Origin of the sequence: Alteromonas gracilis, from assembly GCF_036870955.2 — a bacterium.
In the GTDB taxonomy this organism is placed as follows: Bacteria; Pseudomonadota; Gammaproteobacteria; order Enterobacterales; family Alteromonadaceae; genus Alteromonas; species Alteromonas gracilis_A.
In genome coordinates this window covers 2141497-2165078 of sequence record NZ_CP145482.2, presented here as the reverse complement: position 1 = coordinate 2165078, position 23582 = coordinate 2141497, and the positions used below count along the sequence as shown (strand labels likewise).

Here is a 23582-nt window from a genome sequence, read left to right as displayed (position 1 = left end):
TAGGAAATAACATGCCACAAAATTCACCTAAGCAATGCCCAGTAATGCACGGCGCTCAAACCACCTTACGCGGTGCTGGTACAGCAAATATTGACTGGTGGCCCAATCAACTCAATGTCGGTATTTTGCATCAACATCACCCAGCCTCTAATCCTCTCGGAGAAGCCTTTAATTATGCAAAAGCGTTCAAAACACTCAATCTAAGCCAAGTCAAATCGGACTTAACAACATTAATGACAGATAGCCAGGACTGGTGGCCCGCTGATTACGGTCACTACGGACCTTTATTTGTCAGAATGGCATGGCACAGTGCTGGAACTTATCGAACGGCTGATGGACGAGGGGGAGCGGGAACAGGTACGCAGAGGTTTGCTCCGTTAAATAGTTGGCCAGACAATGGAAATTTAGACAAAGCACGTCGCTTGTTATGGCCTATTAAACAAAAATATGGCAACGCGTTGTCTTGGGCTGACTTGATGATACTCGCTGGCAATGTTGCCATGGAATCAATGGGGTTTAAAACGTTTGGTTTTGCTGGCGGTCGCAAAGATGTTTATCAGCCAGAGGAGGACATTTATTGGGGTGCGGAAAAAATCTGGTTAGAGAACGATAGGTATAGTGGGGAGCGTGAACTTGATCATCCCCTAGCCGCGGTGCAAATGGGGCTGATATATGTCAACCCTGAAGGCCCTGACGGCGAGCCCGACCCCATAAAGTCAGCAAAAGATATCCGAGAGACATTTGCACGAATGGCAATGAATGATTACGAAACGGTGGCACTCACGGCGGGAGGACATACTTTCGGTAAAGCTCATGGAGCAGGTGACCCATCGCTTGTTGGTCCCGAACCAGAGGCCGCGCCCATTGAGCAAATGGGTTTAGGGTGGAAGAATACTCATGCTACTGGTAAAGGACGCGATACCACGACAAGCGGAATTGAAGGCGCATGGACACCCAATCCAACGCAGTGGGATATGGGCTATTTTGATGTATTGTTCAATTATGATTGGGTACTCACCAAAAGCCCAGCAGGCGCTCATCAGTGGGAGGCTGTTGACCTAAAAGAGAGTGATATGGCTCCCGATGCTGAGGACAGTTCTCGAAAAGTTAAGATAATGATGACCACTGCTGACATGGCCATGCGTGAAGACCCCGAGTATCGAAAAATATCAAAACATTTTCATGAAAACCCCGAAGAGTTTGCCGATGCTTTTGCACGTGCATGGTTCAAATTAACACATCGAGATATGGGGCCCAAGTCTCGTTATTTAGGAAGTGAGATACCCAGTGAAAACCTCATTTGGCAGGATCCGCTTCCAGAAAGCCAAGGTGAACCGTTGCATGACAACGAATTAGCTCTCTTAAAAAGCGCCATTAAAAAATCAGGTCTAACCGTTCATGAGCGTATCTATACGGCATGGTCATCAGCTTCAATATTCAGAGGGTCAGATAAACGAGGGGGCGCAAATGGTGCGCGTATCGCCTTAGCTCCCCAAAACCAATGGCAAGTAAACCAGCCTGAACAGTTAAGTAAGGTACTAACCACATTACGGCACATTAAAGCCGATTTTGCTAAAAAATATGGCAATAAGCATATTTCTCTGGCTGACCTTATTGTTTTAGTAAACAATACAGCAATAGAGGATGGTGCAGAAGCGGCAGAGGCGTCTGTATCGGTGCCATTTAGTCAAGGACGCGTAGATGCCACAGACGTTGATACGGATGTTGAAGCCTTCGAACAACTCAAACCTGAGGCGGATGGCTTCAGAAACTATCGCGCTGCAGCGTTTTCTGTCCCTGACGAGGAAATGTTGCTTGATAAAGCCCATTTGCTGGAATTAAGTGCACCTAAAATGACGGCCCTAATAGGTGGTTTACGTGTGCTTGGGGGAAACTACAAGAACTCTGATCATGGTGTACTCACGCACAGGAAAGGAGCATTGAGTAATGACTTTTTTGTGAATTTACTTGATATGTCTCTAGATTGGACGCCTCAAGAAGACGGCTATCTGTTTGACGGCGTTGAACGCGAAACGGGTAAGCCAAAATGGGTAGCCACCCGCGTTGACCTAGTATTTCGTGCTAACTCGCAACTATCTGCAATTTCTGAAGTTTACGCGCAAGATGATGGCGAACAACGATTTATCAATGACTTTATAAGCGCTTGGACTCACGTAATGAATGCTGACCGCTTTGAATTACAGTAGGAGCTAAATGTGTACGACTTTAATAATCTAAAAAAGCTTTCGGACATAGGAGAGCTTGACCCCAAAACAATGGAAGCCTTTCGTCTTTTTGATGCTGACGCATTATCTGACGGCGCGATTCCAAAGAAATATAAGGAACTAATGGCACTGGCCGTGGCATTAACAACACAGTGTAGCTATTGCTTAGAGGCTCACAGACGAGCTGCAAAAAAAGCCGGGGCAACTGATGAAGAGCTGGCGGAGACCGTATTTATAGCGGCGGCATTGCGTGCAGGTGCAGCGCTAACACATGGAACGCATTTGTTTTTAGAAAAATGAAGTCCTAAACAAAAATAAAGACCTTAACAATTAGCCTAAGTGAGCAAAAATGAAAAATGTTGTTCTACTAATAATGCTTAGTTTGTCATTCGGCTGTGCCACTGTCCCTGACAATTCTGTTTCTGACGAACGAGACCCATTTGAAAGCACCAACCGAGACTTATGGGCAATCAACTACGATGTGTTAGACAAAAATGTAGTTAGACCCAGTGCTGTAGGGTATGAAAAATTAGGTACGCCAGTGCGCAATGGAATAAGAAATGTATTGTTAAACATTGAGGAACCATTAAATGCGGTGAACAATTTACTGCAAGGTAAAGTGTCCGATTCTGGTTCCAATTTAGGCAGATTTCTTATTAACACAACCGTTGGTCTTCTTGGGGTCTTCGACCCTGCAACCAATATGGGTATAGCACCGAAACGAGAAAACTTTTCTCAAACGTTAGGAGCCTGGGGCATAGGTAACGAGGGGCCATATTTGATGGTGCCACTATACGGTCCTGCTACGCCAAGAAGCATAGCTGGTGATGTGCTTGATAACGTTGTTTACCCAATGACGATAATGAATCCGTTTCAGATTTTCTTAACTTTTGCCTTATCGGGTTTAGAGAGTCGCGTTCAATTGTTCGAACAAGAACCGCTGCTCAACCAATCATTAGATCCCTACAACTTTGTCAAAGAGGTTTATTTTCAGAATGACCAGTTCAGGGTAACTGATGGGAATTCCGGCACATCGGTCTTCGATTCACAATCTGACGACGAAGCGTTTTTTGAGGACGAAGAACTTCTTTTAGAAGACGAAATCGATTAAGAGTTCGACTTTACACATAAATCATAAGTGAACGATACGTAATGAAGGCCGAAAAACAACTGTTCTGTACATCGTGTACTTCTGAACTGCAAAGCATTCGACAATACGTTAAATCGTCTTGCGAAGCCTTTGGCTTAAGTGAAGACAAAACAAACCTCGTTGTACTGGCCGTAGACGAAGCATGTGCCAATGTTATACGCCATGGTTACGATTATTCAAAGCAAGGGGCTATTTGTATTGAGGCGCGTAAAACAAACGAGTTCGGTATTTTCCTTATCAAAGATAACTGTCCCAAAATTGCTGATGCTGATTTGAAGCCCCTAGAAAATGAACCTCTTAAACCTGGAGGGCTGGGTCTTAGGCTCATTCATGACGTAATGGACTCAGTATCTCTGATTCCATGCAAAGAGGGTGGCAATCAACTAGAGTTAAAAATCAAATTAAAAGGGTAAGCATGCAAATTGAATTGACCGATTACAATAAATACAAAGTTGTACAGTTGGTAGGAGAGGTCGATCTCCATAATTCCAGAGAGGTACGCGCGGTGCTGTTGGATCAAATTAATGATTCAAATCACCTGTTGGTAGACTTTTCACTATTGACCTACATCGACAGCTCTGGCGTCGCCACACTGATAGAGGCGTTGAACAGCGCCAAAACAAAAGATCTCCTTTTTCATATTGTTGCGGCAAACGGTGCGCCTTTACAAGTCCTTCAACTTACTCGGCTAGACTCTGTATTTTCTATGAAAGACAGCTTTGATGTGGTGGATGGCGAATGAACAATCCAGTCATCTCTGTCCAAAACGTCGACGCACATTACGGAGAAAGACAAGTCCTATTTGATGTTAATCTGGACGTTATGCCCGGAGAAATTGTCGTAATAATGGGCGGTTCAGGGTCTGGAAAAAGCACCCTGTTAAAACACCTTCTCGGTTTACAAGTACCCACAAGCGGCTCAATTTTAGTTCACGGAAAATCACTTCACGATGTAAGTAAAAAAGAGTTAAAGCAATTACGCAAAAAAATGGGCGTTGCATTTCAAGGTGGGGCGCTTCTGAGTTCACTCACCGTAGCTGAGAATGTAAGCCTACCATTGGAATACAACACCGATTTAGATCAAAACACTATCGACATAATGGTCAGGCTAAAGCTAGAACTTATGAATTTAGGCGGGTTTGGACATCTCATGCCTGCCGAACTTTCTGGCGGTATGCTTAAGCGAGCGGGATTAGCGCGTGCTGTCATTATGGACCCTAATGTATTGTTTTTTGATGAGCCTTCAGCAGGGCTAGACCCCGTAACCTCAGTAGAGCTTGACGAACTTATATTAAAACTGAGGGATGCCATGAATATTACCATGGTGATTGTTACGCATGAATTAGATAGCGCATTTAAAATTGCAGACAGAATCATGGTGTTACTTGATGGGAAAGTCGTTCAAGTCGGCACGGTGGAAGAAATAAAGCGCTCTGATGATGAACGCATACAAAACCTAATAAATCGTCGCCCTCGCTCAAACCAACTTCACGGAGACGCTTATCTACAACGATTGGTGAACGGAGAGGGCGAAAAATGAATTCGGTAGTATCAGGAATAACCTCGCTTGGTGAAAAAGTTCGTACCCAAATTGAGCTGATTGGTCTTGCATGTACCTTTATGTTTAAAGTGTTAGTCAGCTTATTTTCGACATGGCCCCCGATAAAAGAAATCATAAAGCAAATCAGCTTTATTGGTGCCCGCTCGTTACCCGTGCTCGTGGTGTCTTCATTTTTTACGGGAATGGTAGTTGCGCTTCAGTTCTACGACACTTTAGTGCGGTTTGGCTCTGTAGATTTGTTGGGGTCAGCTGTCGCGCTAAGCCTCATCCGTGAGTTAGGGCTTATTATGACGGCATTGATGGTCATTGCTCGAGTAAGTTCTGCCACCTGCGCAGAAGTCGGCATCATGCGAAACGAACAGCAGTTTGATGCGCTAGAGTGTATGGCAATAGATCCATTCCGCTACGTTATGCTACCCCGCGTCGTTGCTTCAGTACTATCCGTGCCAATACTAACCGCGGTGTTCGATATGGTAGGCATTGCAGGTGGTTACACCGTAGGTGTACTCATCCACGGTGAAAGTGCTGGTGCTTACGTTCAAGGTATTTTTGACACTGTTAATTTTGAGGACGTGCTCATGGGGCAGGTAAAGTCCTTAGTGTTTAGTCTACTCATAATTTGGATACCACTTGTGTTTGGTTTTTATCTGCATTTAGACCCTAAAAACGCAGGTGCAAGAGGAGTGAGTGTTGCCACGACGAGAGCGGTGGTGCTCTGCGCAATTCTTATGCTAATTGCAGATTACATTGTTAGCTCATTAATGCTTTAACTGGGAAGGAATATGAAGAATCTCGGACTTAATTTTGTTGTTGGTTTATTTGTTTTACTGGGCTTTGCTGTATTGATTTACATGTCTGTTTCCATTGGTGGAGCAACGCTAACAGACAGTAATTCATATAAGATAGTGGCGCGTTTTGAAAGTACATCAGGACTAAAAGAAGGTGCATTTGTTGAAGTTGCTTAAGCGTGCGAGTGGGTCAAGCCAAGTCTATCGTTTTCGACCCCGTTGCTTATGAATCAGTGGTGACAATAACCTTAGACAACGAAGTGCAGATACCAGACGACTCTATTGCCTCAATTCGCACGGCGGGCATCATTGGCGATCGATTCATAAAGTTAACCCCCGGCGGTTCTGACCTCTACTTAGAAGATGGCGAGGAACTGATTGAGACAGAACCATCAATTAGCCTTGAAGAACTTATTAGCAAATACATGTTTAGTAGCGATGAGTAAATTATGAAAAAAGTCATTTTGTTATTGGTTACATTAATATTTACGGCAAGCAGTTCTGCCGCTGATCCCAACACGCCAACTGAGCGGGTAAAAGCTGCAGTGGACGATATCCTCGCAATCGCACAAGATAATGCGCTACCTAGCGAACAAAAGTACGAAAATCTTGGTGTGGCAATAAAAAGTCACGTTGACCTTCAAGCCGCGTCTCAAAGAGTCATTGCAAAGCATTGGCGCAAAGCCACTAAAGAACAAAAGATTGAATTTATGGGCTTGTTTAGACAGGTACTGACGAATACTTATGGCAAGCTTCTCGAAACCTACACAAACGAAGAGGTGCGATTTGAGAACGAGAAGATAAAGAAGGAAAAATATGCGTCAGTAGACACCATTGTCATATCGGGTGGTAAAGAGATACCCGTCACCTATCAGTTGCTAAAGCGTGGTGATAACTGGAAGATTTATGATTTTGTTGCAGAAGGCATTTCACTGGTTCGCTCATACAGTACTGACTATCAATCGGTGTTGAGGAAAGGCGGAATAGAAAGCTTAAACAAACAACTCGCTGATAAGCTTGCCGCTACAGAGTAGATTTCATGGATAGTTCTGTGCTCAGTACAGTCAATACACTTTTAGATAACTCTGATCTAACCGATACAGAGCTTTTTGCTCTTATTATCAAACAACTTCCCGAGTCGACACATATTGTACTGGTGGAGGATGATAACCCCATTAGGTTTGACCTGCTATCTTCTCACCACCGTCCCACACTACGTTCAGATAACGGTGTAAATGCACTGCTTATGCAAGTTAAACAGCCATATAATTTAACAGCCCAAGAAAGTAGCAGGATTGTAGAGGCACTCGATCCTTGTACTGACTGCTGGTTGGTACCATTGTGCCATCCAAACAGGAAGCTATGGTTATTGGTAATGGCAATGCCGCAAGAAGTGTCGATTCAAAGCCTCCAAAATGTTTATTTTTTGCAGGCGTGGTTGTTTAGCCAGCAACAATTGAGGTCGACACAAAAAGAGTTAATAAAAGCCAAGCAATGGATTGAAAATGAACTAGAAGAAATTTCAAACATCCAGCAGCTCTTATTACCCGATAAAAACTTACATATTCCTGGTTCAGTCATTTCATATACATATCATGCCATGACGTTTGCAGGTGGCGATTACATTGATATGGTTGACTTAACTAAGGAGCGTACTTCGGGCGCTCATGATGTTGGTGTCATTGTTGCGGATGTGACAGGCCACGGACCTAGCGCTGCGGTAGAGGCAGCAATGCTAGATGCAATACTGAGAACCTTCAAACCCAGCGAAGAGTCAGAAGGGCCGTCGGAAGTGTTGAACTACATCAATCAACATTTCTTCACGCGAAAAGAAAGAGGGCGTTTTCTCACCGCCATTATTTTTCGCTATTTTGCAGACGAGCGCATGCTTAGCTATGCCAATGCAGGCCATCCACACGCCTACATAAAACGAGGTGATACGCTTGTTTCTCTCAAAAATGGCGGGATCCCCATCGGGGTCTTACGCGACTACACATGGCAATCGTATAAAGTGGCTATCGAGCCTGGCGATGTTTTGTTTGTCTATACTGATGTGGTGATTGAAACCAAAAACAGTCGTGGTGAAGATTTTGGTTTTGACCTTCTAGAAAAAGCGCTTTTAGGAGCTGACAGTGACCCCGTAAAAATTATTGCTAGTGTAGAGTCAAAAATGAAGGCTTTCTGTGAATGCCGTAGCTTGAACGATGATATGACAATGTGTGCAATTCAATTTCTTTAAACCAGTACCATCGCAAAAAGTAAATCCCCCTCCTTGGCTTACTACTTAAAAGTAGCACACGTCCCTTATCACGATAAACCCCAACAATATCAAAACTATAAACCGCGATTTAGTATAGCTAAATCGTTACTGAAGTTATAATCGTTTGGCTTAAAACACCTACCTTTGTACTGTTGTCTCATCAAAAACATTTACTACGGCAACGATAATGATTAACGATGATGCAGCAGACCTAATTGTCTATAACGGCCTTGTTACCACGCTTAACGATGAGGTTAAGTCAGCAACAGCACTTGCTTGTAAAGCGGATAAAATCATTGCCGTGGGAAGTGACAGCGACGTATTGCATCACCTAGGTCCGAATACAAAACTTATCGATTTAGAGAAGAAACGGGTAATTCCAGGCTTAAACGACTCGCATACCCACCTCATTAGGGGGGCCTAAGTTTCAATATGGAATTGCGCTGGGAAGGAGAACCTTCGTTATCTACCGCCCTTGAGAAACTGCGAATTCAAGCACAGGTAACACCACCACCTCAATGGGTAAGAATCGTCGGTGGATGGAGCGAATTTCAATTTTCTGAGCGGCGCATGCCTACTATCCAAGAGATAAATGCTGCCGCACCAGAAACACCTGTGTTCATACTTCACTTATATGGCCGCGCCATGCTTAACCGCGCAGCATTGCAAGTACTTGGCATTACCAGCAAGACATCGAACCCTCCTGGCGGTGTTATTGAAAGAGATAGCGCAGGACAGCCAACCGGTATGCTTATCGCTAAGCCATCCGCATTGATACTTTACTCAACATTGGCGCAAGGTCCCGCGCTATCTAAAGAGCACCAGTACAATTCTTCTCGACAATTCATGAGAGAGTTAAATCGTCTTGGTGTGACTTCGGTTATAGATGCAGGCGGCGGCGGTCAACAATTCCCGGACGATTACGATGTTATTAATCAGTTGCATGCAAACAATGAACTTACTGTAAGAATTGCCTACAACTTATTTGCGCAGAAAAAAGGAGAAGAACTCAACGATTACCAAAATTGGGTGGAGTACCTTAACTATGGGGATGGTGACGATATGTTAAGGCTCAATGGTGCAGGGGAAAACCTTGCCTGGTCTGCGGCTGATTTTGAAAACTTCTTAGAGCCTCGTCCAGATTTACCCGTAATAATGGAATCTGAACTTGAGGACATTGTTTCACTATTAGTCAGTAAACGTTGGCCGTTTAGAATTCATGCAACCTATGATGAAACCATTAGTCGATTTCTAAACGTTTTTGAAAAAGTAGACCGAGAAACTCCATTTAACGGCCTTAGATTTATAATCGACCACGCTGAAACTATCAGCGAACATAATATCGCGCGTGTTAAAGCGCTCGGTGGCGGCATTGCAGTGCAACACCGAATGGCCTTTCAAGGCGAATATTTTATAGATCGCTATGGGAAAGATGCGGCAAAACAAACCCCACCTATATCAAAAATGCTTGAAATGGGCGTTCCAGTAGGCGCTGGTACTGACGCTACTCGAGTCGCTAGCTACAACCCATGGGTTGCTTTGTATTGGATGGTTTCAGGAAACACAATAGGACATACCCAGCTCTATGACGAAGCAAACCTACTTGACCGCGAAACCGCACTTTATCTTTGGACGAAAGGCTCCAGCTGGTTTTCTGGAGAGGAAGAAGTAAAAGGCAGCATAGCGCCAGAAGCATACGCTGATTTTGCAGTACTTTCTGACGATTTCTTTAAAATGGAGGAGGCCCAAATACCGTCAATTAATTCAGTGATGACGGTAGTGGGTGGCTCGATTGTTCACGGTAGTGGTGACTTCTCTTCTTTTAACCCACCTTTGCCTCCCGCTATGCCGGATTGGTCTCCTGTTAATCAGTTCAATTTACCTAGTTCAGGTACATCGAAGAACGAACGGCCACGTCAATTTTCTACACATTCTTGCTGTGACAGTGCTTGCAGTGTTCATGGACACAATCACGTCATTGCGTGGCAAACGCCGCTTCCTATTGATGACAAGTCTAAAAGTGCTTTTTGGGGCGCTATTGGCTGTTCATGTTTTTCTATCTAAACAAAGGAGATTGCAATGAAGTTGATTATTGGCCTTTTACTTGGGTTTGCGATAGGTGCGCTTTGCAAAATTTTCGCTATCCCGGTGCCTGCGCCTCCCATTGTTGAAGGAGCGATCCTAGTCGTCGCTATGACTGTAGGCTACGGACTTGTCGACTACCTTCTTGAAAAACCCGCAAACAGTAAAACGCTATGCGGTGGCCCGTCAGGACAAGCTACGACGCGCCCTGATAGACAGCACGAGGAGGAAGGACATGAGTGAACTTACCATTGGAGTTCTACTAGGCCTGACTATCGGTGCAGTATGCAGATGGCTTGATATTCCTGTGCCCGCACCACCTAAAATTGAAGGTGCGCTGTTAGTTGTCGCCATGACGCTAGGCTTCACGCTTGGTGATGTTGTGTTGTAACGGAGGCAGGGGACTTACAATGACAAAATGGCACTACTTATCGATATCGCTACTTATACTGCCCATTCAAATGTCATTTGGTCAGCCATTAAGTTACTCGACAGACTTCATTCAGGGAGAAGGAGACGTAAAAGGAATAAGGGCTGCATTACAGTACCACACTAAAGAGTTACGCAATCGCACTGAACATTGGCATATGTTTGTTGAGGTAAGCGCAAATGTGTGGGAGTACGGAGCGCAGAACCAGCGCGACGTTAATGTCGCTTTTTCTCTTTCTCCCGTATTTACCTACCCCATTGGCAGCATTGAAAATATTCCAATCTACGTCGAATTAGGTATAGGTATATCACTGTTAACAGATACGACGTTTGCTTAGGTAAGGATGTTAGCACGCATCTACAATTTGAAGACAGATTAGGGCTAATATTCCCGTTAGGAGCTGAGGGTAACCATCACATCTCTGTACGTTATTTGCATTATTCAAATGCTTAGGTATTCGAAAACCAAACCCAGGGCTTGATTTCTTTTCAATCTCTTACATGAGATATTTTTGATATTGAGGAATTAGGCTTTTTAACAACGCCTTAGCATCATTAGACTTTTGACCTTTCCCCCAAGTTTCACAAATGCCATCTTTATAATTAATTGGATAAAATTCTGTTCTCTTCGATTTCATGATCAATATCAATTGAGGAGAGTCTATGTAGAAGCCAGCTATAAAATATATCAACTTCATTTGCTTCACGGGTCAATACCGATATCGACAATTTTATTTTTGCTTTCTTCTTATAGAACTTCGTATAGACAGGAACCAAAAGATTACTTTCAATCTCATTGGATGCGAGAAAAGAAGGAAGAATGATTAGCCCAATACCATTTACTGCAGCTTCAATAGCTTTTTCTATATTATCTCCAAAATCAACAAATTGTCGGTTTGTATTATAAGGTAATTTTAATTCTGTAAAAACTTCAACCCACTGCGGATACTCATCAAATAGGATAGAATTATTCGCAATCCCTATAAGCGGAATACTATTCAGAGAAGCAATCCCTTCCGACATATTTTCTTCAACAAATTGATGGCTTGCCGCAAGCACAAAAAGTTCATCAGTGACGATCGGCTCATTTATCTCCATCTTTTTACAAATAGTCATGGTAATAGTGATATCAAGAGACTTCATGCTTTGCTCTTCAGCCCTATATTCAGAGACTAAATTTATATGAGTGTTCGGTTGACCACGAAGAAACTCTGACAAATGAGGAGTAATCCATCTCGAAATAACGGTATCAGGGGCAGCAACAGATATCTGCTTTAGTTCTGGAATATCTCTAATTTCATTAATACAATGATTAACACAATCAAATGCTTTTGATAGTTGCTTCGCGAGATAAGTCCCTTCTTCTGTAAGCCCTAAATTGAGGTGTCTTCTAACAATAAGTTTTTTATCTGTTTGTTCTTCTAATTTTTTGACCAATTGACTAACTGCACCGGGCGTTACGCAAAGCTCTTCGCTTGCTCTTTTAAATGATCCGTTTCTCGCGACACTTTCAAAAGCTCGCAATGAAATTAAAGAAGGCATTGATTTATAACCCATAAGGCACCCATTACTCTCACTTGATTTGATTTCTAAATATATACAGATACTGTAAAGTAAGTTGTCTTAAAATTGCCTTTTTATCCTATAATTGCTTTTCATATCATAAAACTCTTATTTAACGATATGAAAAATTAAATTGATTGAATAACCTCTTATCACCTTCTGAAAGAGTAAAAGGGAAATTAAATTGTATTTGGCTCCTGATATAAGAGAGTTAGGTTGGCATTATGGCAGATCTCTTACTCTAGAGAACAACTCTGGCGAACAAACTTTTTGTGATAAATGTCTAATACTGGGTATCAACCTTGGTTCATCTCATAAGTTTACATATGATGACGGCTCACTTTCGACTAGATATTCAGGTATTTTGGAGAGTGGCACTGTTCAGCTGACACCAGCAAATATAAAGCACAACGCATCATGGGAAAATGCATGCTTCAACTTAATGTTTTTGGATACCATTAGACTGGGCGAGCTATTTGAGAATACCCCAATTTCTCTGTTGTCCATTGATTCACCAAAAATCCTGATGAAAAATAAATTTTTGGCTCTTACAGTGAAAGAACTGATAAATGCCGTGACTCAAAAAAGCATGAATGTATATTTAGAAAGCCTATTGATTTCTATTTTTTATAATATTCAATACAATGTGTCGCAACATAACAATATCGGCGTGCATAAGGGTTTATCAAGGCAGGACCCTCGATGGCTTAAACTTTACCAGTATATAGAAGATAATATTGACAAAAAACTACACCTAGACGAGCTAGCGAATCAAGTAAATCTTTCAAAATTTCATTTCTCTAGAGAGTACAAGCGTATTTTCGGTGAAACCATATTTGAGTCCATCAAAAGAAAACGCCTAGAGTATGCTGCAAGCTTACTCAGAAACACAGATATGAATATTAGTGAAATTGCGCGATTTTCTGGTTTTGTATCGCTTTCTCATTTTTCATACTCATTTAAGGTGTTTTATAAAGTAAGTCCGATGACTTATCGCAGTGAACAAAAATAGTGAGTTACATTGTGGTTACGCGCGAGTAATTTTTTGAACTTTCGCTGATATTTTACTATCTTTGTTCTAAGCAAACAGCTGGAGATTACTCAATGCCCACGACCTATTCTGTTCCTTTTGAAGTTGCTGTAAGCAAAAATGTTGAGCGATTTACGTTCAATAAAGGTTGGGATCACAGAAAGCACTATTGTAGTTTATTTAACGCTCAGAACCGTATTATACCCCATCATTTTTCGCAGTACCCTTCATGGGCTATGATAGCAGATTGGCGAGATTGGCTTGTAAATGTCCCAGAATCTGAACGCTTATGTATTAGAACGCTCGATACATTTGTCAATATTGGGTTGACTCACTATGCGGTTGTAGCCAATCAACATCCAATCTCAAAATGGCAAGCAGAAAAAGTAAAAGCCGCCAATCCATCGCTCTGCATTCAAATTTTCGAAGATTTCGAGACCTAGGTGAAAAATGGTTAAAAGAAAGGGGTTTGACACCAACTTTACGAGCATTCCATTTGAAACAAAGTGGCTGTCGCCGTCAAAGAAGTTCACAGAAATTATTGATAGTCTTCAACTTGAACGTGAACATTTTTCCGCAAGCACTTAAACAATCTTCGCCATTTTGCCGTACCCATGTTGTGATAAAACGCTTGAGGTAAAGAATGGAATCGCCCATTACCATCGGCCATTGATAAACTACGCTTTTTGGTTTATCGCTTTAAAGAAAAATTGTGGCTAAAACCACTTATATTTTGTGTGCTTTCAATAGCAGCAGTTTTTACTGCAAAAATTGCAGACGGCACATCAATGGCTGAACATATACCAGAGGTAAAAGCTGAATCAGTAGAAACGCTGTTGTCGATAATGGCTTCAAGTATGATGGTTATCGCAACCTTCTCTGCTGGTACCATGGTAAATGCGTATACGTCTGCCAGCCGTTCTTCCACACCGAGAAGTTTAAACCTCATCATTTCAGACGATGTACCTCAAAACGCGCTCTCGGTGTTTATAGGTGCCTTCATCTACAGCGCTGTCGCGCTCACTGCAATGAATAATGCATTCTTTGGTAAGTCTGGTGTTTTTTTGCTGTCTAGTTTGACATGTTTAGCGTTTACCGCAGTTGTTCTTACGTTTATTCGATGGGTTGATAGCGTGGCACGACTGGGAAGAGTTGGGTCCACTATTCAAAAAGTTGAGTGTGCCACCGAGCGCGCAATAAACAACCGAATAAACCAACCTAGCTTAGGTGGAATCCCTGCGAATCGGGCAGCAGTGCAGGGGGCACACGCCATATACAGTGAAAGAGTATGGTATATACAGCTTATTGATATGGCAAAATTACAATATCTTGCAAGCCATAAAGACGTCTTTATCAACGTTACTATGTTGCCTGGTGAATTTGTGACACCAGATAAACCCATAGCTTTTGTCACCCAGCCAATAGAGACCGATAAGGTAACTTGCGCGTTTAATATCAGTGATGCAATGCTGCAGTTAAGTATTGTGATTTAAGTTATGAGCGCAGCAAAGCAGCGATGTCGTTTGAACACGATCTTTCAAGACTTAAGGCGACGTACCGGAAAGACTGAGTTAAAAAATTAAATAGATAATAAGATAAATAATTAGTAAGGAATAATACACTGTGTTTATTATTTAAAACGAAGAGCTTTGACTTTTTAACAATATTTGGGCTTCTATAAATAACAATTTCAAAAAACCTTCCTAAACTGACGTTTTCCTAAATGAACGATAAGTAGTTTGCTTGATTCATTTTCTTAGGCGTTTAATTAATGACATAGTAAATAATTCTTGTGACAAATCTATCCAACTATTTTTGGTAGATACTGGAGAATTCGCTAAAAATTTTCCATTTTTCAAATGTGACGCTACGTGAAATCTAAACAAGAATCGGGGTAACCATACTGCACATTTTACGTAGCGCATGATTCTATTTATTGCATGTCAATTTAATACGCCTAAATCAAATCATCTGAGCCACTTTAAATTAAAAAGACAGGTTTAAGGGTGAAGTTCACGCACAGACGTGCATGGCAATAACGCAACCACAGCCAAAAAGTCTGTAAGTAATCACAGCCAGCAAACTAACTGATAAGAGTGACCTCAGCCCCCTAATCATCCATACAGTAAATTACGCATAATGTATATTATGTTAAATAAGATGTCAAAACGGTATCAATAATAAGCAAATCTAGCGCTCTATTTCCGTTAATCGTTGGTTTTATAAAACATACACTTGTTTGATAGCTTATCTTCTTAGGCTTATAAAATGTAAGCCGCTTTGATAACGGCTAATTTATGCTGTCGATCTTTTTAAATTATCGGTTTAGCACTTGGGTTTTCTTAAAGACCTGTTTTAGCTTAAAGATATAAATGCAACCAAACCACGCTAATAATCAGTCTCGCAGGTTAATTATTTTTCGATTCTAATTAAGGTAATTTGAAATGAATGTTTTAAAAAACAAAGGTTATTTGAAATTTAAGATACTCCTAACTATAAACATTCATGTTTCAGCTTTAATTGCCTACCCGTTCATTTGGAAAGTTCTTTTTTTAGATCTAGAGTAATTGATGTAGAAGAAAACTGCGGCTTAATAGATAAAGAAAAGCAACAATATAAATACAATTAGAGTTTGATAAAATTATGCTGCCTTAAACAAACCATCTTTCGTAAATTAAAAGATGGCGTATCTATCTTTAAGGTAAGAAATAATAAAAGTGAGGTGTTTTATTGCCCTTTTTTATTGTTCAATATTCAGGCGATGCTACGTAAAATCTGAAAGAATTTGCGGGTACTACTACTGCAGATTTCACGTAGCGCACGTACTAAAAATAGATATTTTTGTCAGAATTAAGGCTCATGTGGGTGATTTGTTTCGTTCAAACCACAACAATTAAGCTGTATATATACACAGTGTATTGTGTTATTGTTTCGGTTGGGCGTTTTAACCATCAACTACGTGGCTCGCTATAACTTCACGCATGATAATTACAGTTATCATGCGTGAAAGATTGTAGTAGTTGCACGAAAAGCAATAAATTCAACAATTTGAAAACAGCATCGCATGTCACGCAAATCTATCCATAGAGCAATCTCCCATCAACTTCGGCCTAGCGAGCAAAACGATAACCAGGCGACTCACTTAGCAGGTGCGAACGGTACAGGCTCACATCAACTTAATAAGTACTATTCCGATATATTTTCGAAACTACCGTACAATACACAGCGTGCCTATATAAGTGATTTCAATGAGTTTGCAATGTTTTGCTCACAGCACGGTCTATCGGGTTTCAATGATAACTTTGAACATAACGAAGCATGCATCAAGAGTTATGTTGAGGTGCTATGCGAATCTCCTCTTGCCTATCGTACAATCAAACGCCTATTGTCCGCACTAAGTAAGTTTTTAGGCATTGCAAAACTGCCTAACCCAATCATTCGCTCTGTCTATTTACGAGACTTTATAAGGCTTTCATTAATTGAAAACCAAAAGTTTAGGTTGTCTCAGCAACAAGCAGTGCCATTAACAATTGATATCCTCGAGCATATTAATGACACGGTAATCCCCGACTCTTTACTAGAACTGCGTGACTTAGCGATCATAAATCTTATGTTTGATGCCTTGCTTCGAGCCGATGAACTCGTACGCGTACGTGTTGAAGATTTATCTGCCAGAAATAATACCGTACTGGTTGTTACATCTAAAAGCGATCAAACCGGTAAAGGTCAATATAGGTTCGTATCATCTAGTACCATTGGTATGGTTACCGACTATATTAATGAAGCCAATATAGAGCCTCGTACAAAACAACCGCGAGACAAAGGAGATTTGCGGGCGCTTCATAAAGGCATTTTATTTAGGCGTGTAAACAACCATAAAACTGCATTGCTGCCTTTTGATGAGAGCCAACGAGCGCTATTTTCAAATGTCCTCAATTACTCAAGTGTTTACCGACTATGGAAACGTATAGCAAATCGGGCAGGAATTAAGGAAAACATTACGCCACATAGTGGTCGTGTAGGTGGTGCTGTATCTCTTGCAGAAGACGGTGCGTCATTACCGGAACTCCAATTGGCAGGAGGTTGGAATTCACCAGAAATGCCGGGGCATTATACAAGACAAGCAAACGTTAAGCGTGGTGGCATGGCAAAACTATCTAGCAAGCGAAAAAGATAACCCACTGATTGCATTAGAAAGAAAGGAAATAAAAGGTTACGCGTAACGAAAAAGTTCTAGTTAAATGAATATTTTAACCTGCTTACTTAACTTGTCCCCTACTCTCTTATGTCTGTACTTATCCATTCACCTTTTATGGTAGTCTTTCATCCCCTGTTAGTGTTTGAAGTTAACCTCAAATCTTGTTGGCTAACTTGTTAGCTACTTCGCTAATTCCAATGAGAGTACAAAATAGTACTCCAAGTAATCATGGCAAGTAATAAACTCACAAACACAGCGGCTGACCCTATATCTTTTGCCCGACCTATTAATACGTGAATATCGGTACTCACGTGGTCGCAAAGCTTTTCAACCGCGGTGTTAAGCAATTCAGCTATAAGAACAATGAATAAAGACATGATAAGCTGTAAGCGTTCTACATGCGTTACATCCAGAAAACACGCAATGGGAATTAAAACTACCATGGCCATGATTTCTTGCCTAATCGCTGCTTCACTATAAAATGCAGCACGTAGGCCATTTAAAGAATAATGCGTTGCGTAGATTAAACGCATTATTCCTGTTCGTTTGGGTATCATTCTCTTCCCTAAAAGTCACTGTGCGCCAAATATTGTTTAACGCATAAAGCAAATGACTTCCTACGCTAGCTTAAAAAGATGACAGTGTTGTTACTTAGGCTTTACTCGTTGTAAGCGCTAGACTTTTACGGCAAGTACATCCGTTTTCACGCCGTGAAGAACCGCATTAGCGGTTGAGCCTAATAACAGACGAAGCCCACTTTGGCCATGAGTGCCCACAACAATTAAGTCAGCGTTTATTTTCTCTGCCATATGGTGAATCTCATCAGATGGATTACCAATTTCTACATTTAGATGGGTGTAAGGAATATCGTGTTTTGATGCAACATCTTTAAGCAACCTAAGCGCTTGTTCTCTAACTTCTTGTGAATAATCTCGTTCAAGAAATAATCCGTAGGGCTCCATGTTTGCCTGAGGATAAGCAACGTACAGTAAATGAAGCTTATGGCTATTTCCCGCAATGGCGAGCGCTTTTTGAACCACGAGTTCGTAATCTGAATAGACGTCTACGGGGACGAGGATTGTGTCATAACCTTGCATAATCATTCTCCATTTCATTTTACTCTTTAACTATATTGCAAGTTTGTGAAACAGAAGTTGCGCTAGGTCAACATACTCGCTATTTTTTTGATACATACTTTATTTGTTCAAACAACTCGTTATAAGGGTATAAATGATGAAATATGTACTCATCGTGCTAAGCAGTATCTTTTTAATGGCCTGTGATCAAGGCGCAGATTCTCCAAGGGGCTTTAGTTTGCCAGAAGGAGATGCCGAAAAAGGATATGAAGTATTTAAAAAGTATCAGTGTCAGGACTGTCACCGCATTGCAGGTGAGCCTGAGGATGAAAACGCGCGTTATCTTTTGGTAAAACCTGTTCCACTTGGTGGCAGTAGCGGTCGCATAAAAACCTACGGTGAATTGGTAACGAGTATCATAAATCCATCTCATAAACTAACACCAAGACAACCTAGCTAGTTTTACGAGTGAAGATGGCGTGTCATTTATGCGTATCGTTAACGATGAACTGACAGTGACTGAGTTAATCAATTTGGTGGCTTATTTACAGCCAAAGTACAAAGTTACTCCTTATCGCACCAGTGATTATCGACTATATCAGCTTCGCATCCCGGAAAAAGACCCGCTAAAAGACTAAATTTTGAAGCGGTATCGTCAAGATACCGCCTTTGTCTCCTGCTCAATTTGTGCTAACTGGCTACAAGGCATAAAGCTGTTTGAATTGGCCTCATCGAAATGCAGTTTGAATCTGTCAGGCACCTCATTTGACAAAAAAGAGCCTCTTTTAACCAGTGGAAATATCTCATCGTACCGCGCAACACTGCACTGGTTAATACGTCTGAAAATGTGCGTTCTATTAAGCTCGCTAGTTTTAGCGTGTCCGGTAGATGAGAGTATATCCATTAAGGCGTGAACTGTTTTTTTATGAAACCGATACACCCGTTCAAATTTATCCTCTATATCAAGGCCCTTTGCAAGTTTTCTATCTTGCGTTGCTATACCCGTAGGACATTTATTGGTATTACACGAGAGAGATTGAACACAGCCAAGTGCAAGCATCATTCCCCTTGCACTGTTGCACAAGTCAGCGCCCAAGCTTATATTTTTGGCAAGTTGAAAAGCCGTAATAATTTTGCCCGAGGCAATAAGCTTAATTTTGTCTCTAATGTCGAACCCGGTTAAGCAATCGTCTACAAAAGCCAACGCTTCTCTTAGAGGAAATCCAATGGAATTGGTATATTCTAAGGGGGCCGCTCCCGTCCCCCCTTCACCGCCATCTACAGTAATAAAGTCCGGTGTAATACCTTTTTCAACCATCGCCTTACACATGGCGATAAACTCACTTTTTCGCCCTAGCGCCAGTTTAATGCCAACAGGTTTGCCACCACTTAGCTCGCGTAAATGTGAAATAAAATCGACCATTTCAAGCGGTGTTGAAAAAGCCTTGTGTCGCGGAGGAGAATCTACCTGTGTACCAGGCTCAACGCCTCTGATTTTTGCTATCTCAGGTGTATTTTTGTACGCGGGAAGAATACCGCCGTGACCTGGTTTAGCGCCCTGACTCAGCTTTATTTCAATCATCTTTACACTATCTAGATTCGCCTTCTCTTTAAACTGTTTTTCGTCAAAATTACCGTCTTTCGTTCGGCATCCAAAATAGCTAGGTACCAATTTGCCACACAATATCTCCGCCATTTTCTAGATGGTACGGCGTCAGTCCGCCTTCACCGGTATTGTGGTAAAAACCGCCCTTTGCTGCCCCCTTATTGAGTGCCAGAATGGCATTTTGCGAAAGGCTTCCAAAGCTCATTGCACTTATGTTCAAGATGCTTGCCTCGTAAGGCTGCTTACAGTGCGGCCCGCCAATACATATCCGAGGGTCGTTATCCATTTTTTCTACTTCTCGCGCTGACAACGAATGACCAATCCATTCATAACCATCTTTATAAGTGTCAAGTTGGGTTCCAAAAGGCACCGTCTCTCTGCTGTTTTTTGCACGTTGATAGACAATAGCGCGAAACATCCGGGAAATTGGCGCGCCCCCCGTATCAGGCTCGATAATGTATTGTTGAATATAAGGGCGAAGTGACTCGACGGTCCATCGCATGCGACCGATTAAAGGAAAATTGCGCAAAATTGCGTGTTTTGTTTGCAATGAATCATGTATCGCAAATGCCAGCAAAGTTAGGCTTAGCAAAGCAAACCACCAAATAGGTGTCCATATCAATGCTACTATCACATTGAAAACAACGAGCGCTAACAACGCTCCAATAATAGTAGACCGCATACGTTCTCCTTATAAGCGATGCACAGCAAAGCATTCTAATGGTTTGCTAATGTTACATTGGGTATTGGTGGTTGCGTTGCACGCTCACCGGTTACGCGTAACGAAAAAAGGCGCGACGTGATGTTTATCGTGTGCCAGCCTTTCAATACATGCTAGTCTAAGTGCTAAGTAAAACCCAATATAAAGATAGACTTGTACACTATTCATCATTGTACAGTTCATCTTTTGATACATATCACAATAATAGTGTCAGAAAGGTAATTCATGGAGTACGCATTTCTTCTCTTCGCATTTGTCTGTGGGCTTAGCGTTAAGCTAATTGGAATCCCTCCCCTGGTTGGCTACCTAATTGCTTAGGTTTTCTTCTTAATTTCTCCGGTTTCAGTCTTACAGAAGATCTCAATGCAATCGCAAATTTAGGCATTACTATTATGCTTTTCACTATTGGCCTGAAGTTAAACATTCGTGATTTGAGCTAGGCGCGAGGTGTGGGCAGGAAGCGTGTCTCATACATTAATTTGGGTTGGCATTATTACCTGTACAATTTATGGCTTAAGCGCTATTGCCGCCACGTTTGTAGACGGTCTAACCTGGAAAAGTGCCGCTTTAATCGCCTTTGCATTAAGTTTCAGTAGTACCGTGTGCGTGGTTAAAGTACTTGAGGAAAGCGGAGAAAGTAAAACACGTCACGGGCGACTAGGTATTGGCATATTGGTTATGCAGGACGTGTTTGCTGTGGTCTTTCTTGTTGCTGCAACAGGAAAGCTTCCATCAATTTGGGCACTGGCACTACTTGCGCTTGTCCCTGTCATGCCGTTGATTAAAAAAGTGATAAACCAGTCTGGTCACGGTGAACTATTGCCCTTAACCGGCTTCATTCTTGCGCTTGGTGGCTATCATTTATTTGAACTAGTCAACATTAAGGGCGATCTAGGTGCACTTATCTTCGGTATTATGCTTGCGCAACATGAAAAAGCGTCCGAGCTTGCGAAGTCACTACTCAGTTTTAAAGACTTATTCCTTATTGGTTTTTTTCTCACCATAGGTTTGACTGCCCTGCCTGACATGACCATGGTCATTATGGCCTTGGTATTTTGTTTATTTATTCCTCTTAAAGCTGCCCTGTTTTTTGGGTTGTTCACTACACTGCATCTGCGAGGGCGCACATCTTATTTGAGCAGTCTTGTACTCTCTAACTACAGTGAGTTTGGTTTAATTGTAGGCGCATTAGCGGTTTCACTTGGTTTGTTGGCTGAGACCTGGCTCGTTGTTATTGCATTAGCTGTGTCTATCTCATTTATTTTAACCAGTATTCTTTATCGCAGTTCTCATTCTCAATATCACCGCTATAAAGATATTATTAAACGTTTCGAGAAAGATAGACGTTTAAAAGAAGATATTTACCCCACCTTACACAACGCTGAGTTTTTAGTGCTTGGTATGGGGCGCGTTGGTCGAGGTGCATTCAATGCGTTGTCAAAACTTTCTAACGTAAATGTATGGGGCATGGATGCTGACAGAGTAAAAACAAAAGAAATGGCAGATGAAGGATTAAATGTAATCTGTGGTGACGGTGAAGATGTCGATTTGTGGGATAACTTAGACATTAAAGATGTACAACTTGTGTTGTTAGCCCTTCCCTCAATTCAAGATGCCATTAACATAACGCGGCAGCTTAAAAACGCAGGCTACACAGGAAAGGTAGCAGCTATAGCGCGTTATGAAGACGAAGTTACGTCATTATTGGAAAACGGTGTTGATAAAGTATTTAACTTCTTTACAGAAGCTGGTCTTGGTTTTGCTGAAGAAAGTCTAGCCTACGCCCATGCGCAACAAGAATAATGTTCTAAATGCGAACAAAGAGTGAATTGAGAGTCATTATCGTTAGTAAACCCATGTTTTAAAAGGAATTTTTGACAAAAGCAATTTAACCCACTACAATCTCGATCAAATGTTGAATAAGGGTTTTCACAATGCAAGGTGACAAACAAGTTGTAGCAAAATTGAACGAAGTGCTAACAAGCGAACTTACTTCGATAAATCAATACTTTCTACATGCGCGCATGTTCAAGAATTGGGGTTTTTCTGAGCTAAACGAGAAGAACTATAAAAAGTCGATTAAAGACATGAAGCAAGCCGATGACCTCATTGAACGTATCTTGTTTCTAGAAGGCTTGCCTAATTTACAGGCGCTAGGCAAATTGTATATTGGCGAAGACACGCCTGAGATGCTGTCATGTGATGCGCGCTTTCAAAAAGAGCAGCTCCCTCTTTTGCGTGAAGCAATAGCACTTTGTGAAGAAAAGCAAGATTACGTATCACGAGATCTGCTCGAAGACATTTTAGAGTATGAAGAAGAGCACGTAGATTGGATTGAAACGCAAGAATACCAAATTGATGCTATGGGTATTGAGAACTACCTACAAGCACAAGTTATGGGAGATGAATAATGAAAGGCAACCAAGCAATCATAAACGGTTTAAACGAGTTACTCTCTTATGAACTCGCTGCAATGGACCAATATTTCATTCATTCACAAATGTATTTGGATTGGGGTCTTAAGAAGCTATACGAACGCATCGATCACGAGTTTGATGATGAGCGTGGGCACGCGACAAAGCTGATTGAGCGCATGCTATTTTTAGAAGGTACGCCTGATATGACAAAGCGTACGGGGTTTAAAGTAGGCAAAGACGTGCCTGAGATGCTTGAAAGTGACCTTCGTGTTGAATATGAAGTCGATGCTAAGTTACGCGAAGTTATTGCACTGTGCGAGACAGAAAAAGACTACGTTACGCGCGACATGCTAATTGTGCTTCTTGATGACACTGAAATGGATCATGCTCACTGGCTAGAGCAACAACTGGGACTAATTAAACGCCTAGGGTTGCAGAACTACCTACAGTCACAAATGTGATTTGTATATAGCAATT

Annotated in this window: 26 protein-coding genes and 3 pseudogenes; 25 read left to right on the top strand and 4 right to left on the bottom strand. The window is 41.6% G+C overall.

The window, feature by feature from the left end; all coding sequences use genetic code 11:
• Positions 1–11: 11 nt before the first annotated feature.
• The 17 genes from katG to V6N89_RS21755 all read left to right on the top strand — a co-directional run bounded on the left by katG (position 12) and on the right by V6N89_RS21755 (position 10948).
• Positions 12–2207 (top strand): catalase/peroxidase HPI, encoded by a 2196-nt coding sequence (gene katG / locus V6N89_RS10615; RefSeq protein WP_431189778.1) that lies wholly within the window; start codon positions 12–14, stop codon positions 2205–2207.
• A 9-nt stretch (positions 2208–2216) separates the two neighbouring features.
• Positions 2217–2525: a carboxymuconolactone decarboxylase family protein gene (locus V6N89_RS10610; RefSeq protein ID WP_338517515.1), complete on the top strand. Its 309-nt coding sequence runs from the start codon at positions 2217–2219 to the stop codon at positions 2523–2525.
• 49 nt (positions 2526–2574) lie between these two features.
• On the top strand, positions 2575–3336 hold the full coding sequence (locus tag V6N89_RS10605; protein WP_338517514.1) for an MlaA family lipoprotein: 762 nt from the start codon (positions 2575–2577) through the stop codon (positions 3334–3336).
• 41 nt (positions 3337–3377) lie between these two features.
• Positions 3378–3788, top strand: coding sequence for an ATP-binding protein (locus V6N89_RS10600; RefSeq protein WP_338517513.1), 411 nt, complete (start codon positions 3378–3380; stop codon positions 3786–3788).
• Between the two features lie 2 nt (positions 3789–3790).
• Positions 3791–4117 carry an STAS domain-containing protein gene (locus V6N89_RS10595; protein WP_338517512.1) on the top strand — a complete coding sequence of 109 codons (327 nt, stop codon included), beginning with the start codon at positions 3791–3793 and terminating at the stop codon, positions 4115–4117.
• Positions 4114–4914 (top strand): ABC transporter ATP-binding protein, encoded by an 801-nt coding sequence (locus V6N89_RS10590; RefSeq protein WP_338517511.1) that lies wholly within the window; start codon positions 4114–4116, stop codon positions 4912–4914. Before V6N89_RS10595 ends, V6N89_RS10590 begins: the two co-directional genes overlap by 4 nt.
• Entirely contained in the window at positions 4911–5705 is a 795-nt protein-coding gene (locus V6N89_RS10585) for an MlaE family ABC transporter permease (RefSeq protein WP_346993741.1), read from the top strand. Before V6N89_RS10590 ends, V6N89_RS10585 begins: the two co-directional genes overlap by 4 nt.
• 12 nt (positions 5706–5717) lie before the next feature.
• Complete coding sequence (locus tag V6N89_RS10580) at positions 5718–5900, top strand: hypothetical protein (protein WP_338517508.1); 183 nt, start codon at positions 5718–5720, stop codon at positions 5898–5900.
• Positions 5901–5908: 8 nt separating this feature from the next.
• Positions 5909–6169: an MlaD family protein gene (locus tag V6N89_RS10575; protein ID WP_346993740.1), complete on the top strand. Its 261-nt coding sequence runs from the start codon at positions 5909–5911 to the stop codon at positions 6167–6169.
• A 3-nt stretch (positions 6170–6172) separates the two neighbouring features.
• On the top strand, positions 6173–6757 hold the full coding sequence (locus tag V6N89_RS10570) for an MlaC/ttg2D family ABC transporter substrate-binding protein (protein ID WP_338517506.1): 585 nt from the start codon (positions 6173–6175) through the stop codon (positions 6755–6757).
• Between the two features lie 5 nt (positions 6758–6762).
• A complete protein-coding gene (locus V6N89_RS10565; protein ID WP_338517505.1) occupies positions 6763–7962 on the top strand; it encodes a PP2C family protein-serine/threonine phosphatase in 1200 nt (399 codons plus the stop codon).
• Positions 7963–8170: 208 nt separating this feature from the next.
• Positions 8171–8407 carry a hypothetical protein gene (locus tag V6N89_RS10560; protein WP_346993739.1) on the top strand — a complete coding sequence of 79 codons (237 nt, stop codon included), beginning with the start codon at positions 8171–8173 and terminating at the stop codon, positions 8405–8407.
• Between the two features lie 8 nt (positions 8408–8415).
• Positions 8416–10047, top strand: a complete 1632-nt coding sequence (locus V6N89_RS10555; RefSeq protein WP_346993738.1) for an amidohydrolase — start codon at positions 8416–8418, stop codon at positions 10045–10047.
• Between the two features lie 15 nt (positions 10048–10062).
• The gene (locus tag V6N89_RS10550) at positions 10063–10308 is read left to right on the top strand and encodes a DUF1427 family protein (protein WP_338517503.1); all 246 of its coding nucleotides are present in this window, start codon (positions 10063–10065) and stop codon (positions 10306–10308) included.
• Positions 10301–10456: a DUF1427 family protein gene (locus tag V6N89_RS10545; RefSeq protein WP_338517502.1), complete on the top strand. Its 156-nt coding sequence runs from the start codon at positions 10301–10303 to the stop codon at positions 10454–10456. Before V6N89_RS10550 ends, V6N89_RS10545 begins: the two co-directional genes overlap by 8 nt.
• A gap of 19 nt (positions 10457–10475) precedes the next feature.
• Positions 10476–10832 (top strand): hypothetical protein, encoded by a 357-nt coding sequence (locus tag V6N89_RS10540; RefSeq protein ID WP_338517501.1) that lies wholly within the window; start codon positions 10476–10478, stop codon positions 10830–10832.
• The gene (locus V6N89_RS21755) at positions 10787–10948 is read left to right on the top strand and encodes an acyloxyacyl hydrolase (protein ID WP_431189796.1); all 162 of its coding nucleotides are present in this window, start codon (positions 10787–10789) and stop codon (positions 10946–10948) included. The genes V6N89_RS10540 and V6N89_RS21755 overlap by 46 nt, the downstream gene beginning before the upstream one ends.
• A 149-nt stretch (positions 10949–11097) precedes the next feature.
• Here the strand turns inward: V6N89_RS21755 and V6N89_RS10535 are convergent, their stop codons facing one another.
• Positions 11098–12051: a LysR family transcriptional regulator gene (locus V6N89_RS10535; RefSeq protein WP_338517500.1), complete on the bottom strand. Its 954-nt coding sequence runs from the start codon at positions 12049–12051 to the stop codon at positions 11098–11100.
• A 196-nt stretch (positions 12052–12247) separates the two neighbouring features.
• Here V6N89_RS10535 and V6N89_RS10530 point away from each other — a divergent pair, with 196 nt between their 5' ends.
• The 4 genes from V6N89_RS10530 (at position 12248) to V6N89_RS10515 (ending at position 17264) form a co-directional block, all read left to right on the top strand.
• A complete protein-coding gene (locus V6N89_RS10530) occupies positions 12248–13069 on the top strand; it encodes a helix-turn-helix transcriptional regulator (protein ID WP_338517499.1) in 822 nt (273 codons plus the stop codon).
• Positions 13070–13161: 92 nt separating this feature from the next.
• Positions 13162–13530 (top strand): hypothetical protein, encoded by a 369-nt coding sequence (locus V6N89_RS10525; protein WP_338517498.1) that lies wholly within the window; start codon positions 13162–13164, stop codon positions 13528–13530.
• Positions 13531–13824: 294 nt separating this feature from the next.
• Complete coding sequence (locus V6N89_RS10520; RefSeq protein ID WP_346993737.1) at positions 13825–14580, top strand: DUF2254 family protein; 756 nt, start codon at positions 13825–13827, stop codon at positions 14578–14580.
• 1571 nt (positions 14581–16151) lie between these two features.
• Complete coding sequence (locus V6N89_RS10515) at positions 16152–17264, top strand: tyrosine-type recombinase/integrase (protein ID WP_346993736.1); 1113 nt, start codon at positions 16152–16154, stop codon at positions 17262–17264.
• Between the two features lie 209 nt (positions 17265–17473).
• On the opposite strand, the gene V6N89_RS10510 is transcribed toward V6N89_RS10515, so the two are convergent.
• The gene (locus tag V6N89_RS10510) at positions 17474–17842 is read right to left on the bottom strand and encodes a diacylglycerol kinase (RefSeq protein ID WP_338517496.1); all 369 of its coding nucleotides are present in this window, start codon (positions 17840–17842) and stop codon (positions 17474–17476) included.
• Positions 17843–17959: 117 nt separating this feature from the next.
• Positions 17960–18382 carry a universal stress protein gene (locus tag V6N89_RS10505; RefSeq protein ID WP_338520253.1) on the bottom strand — a complete coding sequence of 141 codons (423 nt, stop codon included), beginning with the start codon at positions 18380–18382 and terminating at the stop codon, positions 17960–17962.
• A gap of 136 nt (positions 18383–18518) precedes the next feature.
• Here V6N89_RS10505 and V6N89_RS10500 point away from each other — a divergent pair.
• Positions 18519–18999 (top strand): annotated as a pseudogene (locus V6N89_RS10500) (c-type cytochrome).
• A gap of 17 nt (positions 19000–19016) precedes the next feature.
• Here the strand turns inward: V6N89_RS10500 and V6N89_RS10495 are convergent.
• Positions 19017–20649 (bottom strand): annotated as a pseudogene (locus V6N89_RS10495) (FMN-binding glutamate synthase family protein).
• 264 nt (positions 20650–20913) lie between these two features.
• On the opposite strand from V6N89_RS10495, the pseudogene V6N89_RS10490 reads away from it, so the two are divergent.
• The 3 genes and pseudogenes from V6N89_RS10490 to bfr (V6N89_RS10480) all read left to right on the top strand — a co-directional run bounded on the left by V6N89_RS10490 (position 20914) and on the right by bfr (V6N89_RS10480) (position 23566).
• A pseudogene (locus V6N89_RS10490) lies at positions 20914–22491 on the top strand (cation:proton antiporter).
• Positions 22492–22622: 131 nt separating this feature from the next.
• Complete coding sequence (bfr, locus tag V6N89_RS10485) at positions 22623–23099, top strand: bacterioferritin (protein WP_338517495.1); 477 nt, start codon at positions 22623–22625, stop codon at positions 23097–23099.
• Positions 23099–23566 (top strand): bacterioferritin, encoded by a 468-nt coding sequence (gene bfr, locus V6N89_RS10480; RefSeq protein WP_338517494.1) that lies wholly within the window; start codon positions 23099–23101, stop codon positions 23564–23566. Before bfr (V6N89_RS10485) ends, bfr (V6N89_RS10480) begins: the two co-directional genes overlap by 1 nt.
• The last annotated feature ends 16 nt before the right edge of the window (positions 23567–23582 follow it).

Excerpts from the sequence above, each read along its gene's own strand:
- katG (WP_431189778.1), top strand. The coding sequence starts at position 12 with ATGCCACAAAATTCACCTAAGCAATGCCCAGTAATGCACGGCGCTCAA.
- V6N89_RS10605 (WP_338517514.1), top strand. The coding sequence starts at position 2,575 with ATGAAAAATGTTGTTCTACTAATAATGCTTAGTTTGTCATTCGGCTGT.
- V6N89_RS10600 (WP_338517513.1), top strand. The coding sequence starts at position 3,378 with ATGAAGGCCGAAAAACAACTGTTCTGTACATCGTGTACTTCTGAACTG.
- V6N89_RS10595 (WP_338517512.1), top strand. The coding sequence starts at position 3,791 with ATGCAAATTGAATTGACCGATTACAATAAATACAAAGTTGTACAGTTG.
- V6N89_RS10590 (WP_338517511.1), top strand. The coding sequence starts at position 4,114 with ATGAACAATCCAGTCATCTCTGTCCAAAACGTCGACGCACATTACGGA.
- V6N89_RS10585 (WP_346993741.1), top strand. The coding sequence starts at position 4,911 with ATGAATTCGGTAGTATCAGGAATAACCTCGCTTGGTGAAAAAGTTCGT.
- V6N89_RS10580 (WP_338517508.1), top strand. The coding sequence starts at position 5,718 with ATGAAGAATCTCGGACTTAATTTTGTTGTTGGTTTATTTGTTTTACTG.
- V6N89_RS10570 (WP_338517506.1), top strand. The coding sequence starts at position 6,173 with ATGAAAAAAGTCATTTTGTTATTGGTTACATTAATATTTACGGCAAGC.
- V6N89_RS10565 (WP_338517505.1), top strand. The coding sequence starts at position 6,763 with ATGGATAGTTCTGTGCTCAGTACAGTCAATACACTTTTAGATAACTCT.
- V6N89_RS10560 (WP_346993739.1), top strand. The coding sequence starts at position 8,171 with ATGATTAACGATGATGCAGCAGACCTAATTGTCTATAACGGCCTTGTT.
- V6N89_RS10555 (WP_346993738.1), top strand. The coding sequence starts at position 8,416 with ATGGAATTGCGCTGGGAAGGAGAACCTTCGTTATCTACCGCCCTTGAG.
- V6N89_RS10550 (WP_338517503.1), top strand. The coding sequence starts at position 10,063 with ATGAAGTTGATTATTGGCCTTTTACTTGGGTTTGCGATAGGTGCGCTT.
- V6N89_RS10545 (WP_338517502.1), top strand. The coding sequence starts at position 10,301 with ATGAGTGAACTTACCATTGGAGTTCTACTAGGCCTGACTATCGGTGCA.
- V6N89_RS10540 (WP_338517501.1), top strand. The coding sequence starts at position 10,476 with ATGACAAAATGGCACTACTTATCGATATCGCTACTTATACTGCCCATT.
- V6N89_RS10535 (WP_338517500.1), bottom strand. The coding sequence starts at position 12,051 with ATGGGTTATAAATCAATGCCTTCTTTAATTTCATTGCGAGCTTTTGAA.
- V6N89_RS10525 (WP_338517498.1), top strand. The coding sequence starts at position 13,162 with ATGCCCACGACCTATTCTGTTCCTTTTGAAGTTGCTGTAAGCAAAAAT.
- V6N89_RS10515 (WP_346993736.1), top strand. The coding sequence starts at position 16,152 with ATGTCACGCAAATCTATCCATAGAGCAATCTCCCATCAACTTCGGCCT.
- V6N89_RS10510 (WP_338517496.1), bottom strand. The coding sequence starts at position 17,842 with ATGATACCCAAACGAACAGGAATAATGCGTTTAATCTACGCAACGCAT.
- V6N89_RS10505 (WP_338520253.1), bottom strand. The coding sequence starts at position 18,382 with ATGCAAGGTTATGACACAATCCTCGTCCCCGTAGACGTCTATTCAGAT.
- bfr (WP_338517495.1), top strand. The coding sequence starts at position 22,623 with ATGCAAGGTGACAAACAAGTTGTAGCAAAATTGAACGAAGTGCTAACA.
- bfr (WP_338517494.1), top strand. The coding sequence starts at position 23,099 with ATGAAAGGCAACCAAGCAATCATAAACGGTTTAAACGAGTTACTCTCT.